4 protein-coding genes are annotated in these 3952 nt (G+C 70.1%); 1 reads left to right on the forward strand and 3 read right to left on the reverse strand.

What is annotated here, in order from left to right; all coding sequences use genetic code 11:
• Positions 1–47: 47 nt before the first annotated feature.
• The 3 genes from ACFQ4O_RS15915 to ACFQ4O_RS15925 all read right to left on the reverse strand — a co-directional run bounded on the left by ACFQ4O_RS15915 (position 48) and on the right by ACFQ4O_RS15925 (position 2956).
• Complete coding sequence (locus tag ACFQ4O_RS15915) at positions 48–821, reverse strand: ABC transporter ATP-binding protein (protein ID WP_378777085.1); 774 nt, start codon at positions 819–821, stop codon at positions 48–50.
• Between the two features lie 105 nt (positions 822–926).
• Positions 927–1760 carry an ABC transporter permease gene (locus ACFQ4O_RS15920; RefSeq protein WP_378777087.1) on the reverse strand — a complete coding sequence of 278 codons (834 nt, stop codon included), beginning with the start codon at positions 1758–1760 and terminating at the stop codon, positions 927–929.
• Positions 1761–1843: 83 nt separating this feature from the next.
• Positions 1844–2956, reverse strand: coding sequence for an ABC transporter substrate-binding protein (locus ACFQ4O_RS15925; protein ID WP_378777089.1), 1113 nt, complete (start codon positions 2954–2956; stop codon positions 1844–1846).
• Positions 2957–3133: 177 nt separating this feature from the next.
• Here ACFQ4O_RS15925 and ACFQ4O_RS15930 point away from each other — a divergent pair, with 177 nt between their 5' ends.
• Positions 3134–3949, forward strand: coding sequence for a transporter substrate-binding domain-containing protein (locus tag ACFQ4O_RS15930; protein WP_378777091.1), 816 nt, complete (start codon positions 3134–3136; stop codon positions 3947–3949).
• Positions 3950–3952 lie beyond the last annotated feature (3 nt).

The following is a 3952-nucleotide window of genomic DNA, read 5'->3' on the forward strand; positions in this document are numbered from 1 at the left end:
CGCAGGCCGCCGCGGCGACCCGCCCCGCCGCGACGCCCCGGCCGGCCTCAGGCCGCCTGCGCGCGGACATAGTCGCCCATGGCGTCGAGAACGCGCTTCTTGTGCGCGGCGAAGGCCGCCGATCCGCGGTCGCGCTCGCCTTCAAGCTCGACGGTGACGCGCTCGGCCACCCGGCCCGGCTTGGCGTTCATCACGATCACCTCGTCGCTGAGGAAGATCGCCTCGTCCACGTCATGGGTGACGAGGATCATGGTGACGCCTTCCGCCCGCCAGATGCGCTGCAGCTCGCCCTGAAGCCGAAGCCGCGTCAGCGCGTCGAGCGCGCCCAGCGGCTCGTCCAGCAGCAGGATGTCCGGTCGGTTGGCGAGCCCGCGGGCGATAGCGCCGCGCTGGGCCATGCCGCCGGACAGCTGGTGCGGGAAGGCCTGCTCGAACCCCTGAAGGCCGACCAGCGCGATGTTGTCGGCGACCGCCTTGGTCTTCTCCGCCTGCGACCAGCCGGAGTTCTCGAGGCTGAGCGCCACGTTCTGCTGCAGCGTCAGCCAGGGCAGCAGGCGGTGGTCCTGAAACACCACGCCGCGGGACAGCGCCGGTTTCGAGATGCGCTCGCCGTTGAGCAGGATGTCGCCGTGATAGTCGCCGTCGACGCCGAGGATGAGGCGCAGCAGCGTGGACTTGCCGCAGCCGGACGGGCCCACGATGGAGACGAAGGCGCCCGGGGCGACGTCGAAGCTCACATGGGACAGCACGTCCAGCCGGCGGCCGTCGACGTCGAAGCTCTTGGACACGTTGCGGATGTCGAGACGGCCGGGAACGCCCATGATGTTTCTCCTTTGCCCGCGCCGGGCCGTTCAACGGTTCGGCTTGCGGAAACCTCCACCGTCATGCCCGAGACGAGCTCGGGCATGACGGGATGTGTCCGTTCTTTAGCCTTCGAAGCCCTGCTTCCAGCGCAGCAGACGCCGCTGGACCCAGAACATGCCGCGGTCGATGGCGAAGCCCACGAGGCCGATCACCACCATGCAGACCAGAAGCTGGTCGGTGAGCAGCAGCCCCTGCGCGCGGAAGATCAGGAAGCCGAGACCCTCGAGGCCCGACAGGCCTTCCGCCACCACCACCAGCGCCCAGGCGAGGCCCGCGGCGTAGCGCAGCGACACGAGGATGTTCGGCAGCGCCGCCGGCAGGATGACCTTGCGCACCAGCTGCCAGCGCGTCAGCGTCAGCGCGTCGGCGAGCTCCACATAGGAGCGGTCCACGTTGCGCACGCCCTGCAGCGTGTTGAGGAACACGGGGAAGAACACCGACTTCGCGATCACCAGCACCTTGGCCGGCGCGCCGATGCCGAGCCACAGCACGATCAGCGGCAGCCAGGCGATGCCGGGAATGTGGCGGATGATGTCGAAGGTCGGCCCGAAGAACTTCTCGACCCGCCGCGACAGGCCCGCGGCCACGCCGAGCACCAGCGCGAGCGCCGAGCCGTAAAGGAAGGCCTGACCTACGATCTCGATGCTGGCCAGGAAGTCCCAGGCGAGCTTCTGCTTGGTCAGCATGGTCCAGAAGGCGGTGGCGACCGTCGCCGGCGCCGGCAGGAACACCGCGTCGACCCAGCCGAAGCTGGCCGAGGCCTGCCACAGGGCGAGGATGACGGCCGGCAGCACGATGCCGAGAAGGGCGTCGCCGCTTTTCAGCCATGCGGCCCCGCGCGGCTTGGCGGGCGTCGCGGGGACCACGCCGCCGATGAAATCTGCGCTGCTGCTCATGCCGCCGCCCTTCCTGACACCACGAGGTGCGTCCGAACACAAAGACGCCGGAGCCCGCGGCCTGCGGGCTCCGGCGAACGTCGTCAGTTGTAGATCGAGTAGTCGCCGCCCACGAAGAAGCGGCCGTCCACGAAGGCGTCGACCTGCTCGCTGGTGAGGTTGCGCTCGTTCAGGATGTCGTCGCCGTTCTGCACGTACCAGGCCTGGAAGGTCTTGATGGCCTCACGGGCGCGCTGGGCGTTGGGCTCGCCCGCCATGAACTCCCACTCGCCGGCGTGGCTGATCTGGAACTTCGCGGCCTCGACCGGAACGCGGGTCTCGCGGGCGATGATCTCAGCCGCCTCGTCCACATGGTCGCCCACCCACTCGCGGGTGCGCTCGCGGGCGGCGAGGAAGGCCTTCACCACCTGCGGATACTTGTTCACGAAGTCGCGGCGGGCGAAGTAGGTCACGCGGCCGGCGTTGTTGACGTAGACGCCGTCGTCGGGCGAGCGGCCGACCACCTTCAGCTTGCCCGAGAGCCACGGGCCGACGAAGGCGCCGGCGGCGAGATGGGCGGTGGTGGCGTCGCTCGCGCCCGACAGCACCGCGGAGATCGCGACGGCCGAGTTGTCGATCGAGGTGTAGCGGACGCGGCCTTCCTTCTCGCGGCTGTCGAAGGGCAGCCCCTCCTTCTGGAGGATCTCGAACGGCGACGACCAGTAGCAGCTGATGCGGCTCGAGCCGAACTTCTTGCCGTCGAGGTCCTTCACCGTCTGGATGGCGTCGTTGTCGGCGCGGGCGAGGATCGGGGCGCGGTAGCGGTTCGAAGGCTCGGACGCCCAGATGATCACGCCGTCGAGCCCGTTCGCGCGGTGCACGGTGGCCGGGTAGATCATGCGCTGGGCGATGGCGATGGCGCCGCCGCCCACGGCCGCCGCTTCGGCGCCCAGAAGGTCCGCCGCGCCGGACGCGATCAGATTCACGTCCGTGACGCCGATCTTGTCGAACTCCTGCTTGAAGAAGCCCCTCTCCCGCGCAACCACCGTCCACGGCGTCAGCTGGAGATTGATGGACTTGGGCGCCTGGGCCGGAGCCGCGACGGCGGAGGCCTGCGCGCCCGCCTGCGGCGTGGCCGAGGAGACGCCGGCGAGGCCGAGCGAGCCGAGGCCGGCCACGGCGGCCAGCGCGAACGCGACGCGATGACGAATCTTCATGATCCATTTCCCGGAAGGAGCAAGGCGCGGGCCTCGCCGCGCCATTTGCTATTAAATCTACATTTTTGATATACATCAACGACTGGCATTGCAAGCCCTGGTGCGCCACCGACAACAAGAGCGCCGGGACTGGTTGCAGCTGAATGATTTTTCTATTTTTAAGCAAGGACTTGGCCGATGGCCGTCGCCCTTCCGCTTCGTCTCGCCGCCGCCGCAGCCGGTCTTGTGGCCCTCGTCGCCGCCGGCGCCGTGTCGGCCACGCGCCCGGCGCCGAAGCCGCCCGTCTCGGCCGTGCGCCTCGGCGTCGCCGCGCCACCGGCCCCCACGGACCCGGCCGGCCGCGTCTATCTGGAGGAGGGGTTCGAGAACGATCTCGCGCACGCGCTCTCGGGCCGGCTGAAGACGCCTGCGGAGATCGTGCGCCTGTCGCCGGACGAGGCGGAGGCGGCGCTGCGCGACGGCCGCGTCGACCTGCTGATCGCCCGCGCCGGACCGGACGCCGCCTCCCGCCGGGACGTTAAGGTGATCCCCGCCGGCTACGCCTCGGGCGTCGGCGCCGCCCTGCGCTCGGACACCGACATCCACGCCTGGAGCGATCTGCGCGGCCGCACGGCCTGCGTGTCCGAGGCCAACGCCGCCGGCCGCCGGCTGGCGGAGGACCATGGGGCGCGGCTTCGCCTCACGTCCGCGCCCGCGCCCGCCCTGATCGACCTGCGGACCGGCCTCTGCGACGTCTCGATCCATGATGCGGCGCAGCTGAAGCCGCTGCTGTCGAAGCGCATCTGGCGCAAGTTCTCGTCCACCCTGCCCGAGGTCGCGCCGACTTCGCTCGCGGTGCTGGTCTCCGCGCGCCAGCCGGATCTCGCCGAATGGGCGGCGGAGGCGACCGCCGCGATCGCGGGCGGCGCCGGCGGGGACACGCGCGCCGCGTCCTGGGCCTCGATGGTGGATTTCGAGGTCTATCGCGATCAGGTCGCCGCCGATTGCCATTGAGCG

This window comes from Methylopila musalis, assembly GCF_042679725.1.
GTDB classification, from domain to species: domain Bacteria; phylum Pseudomonadota; class Alphaproteobacteria; order Rhizobiales; family Methylopilaceae; genus Methylopila; species Methylopila musalis.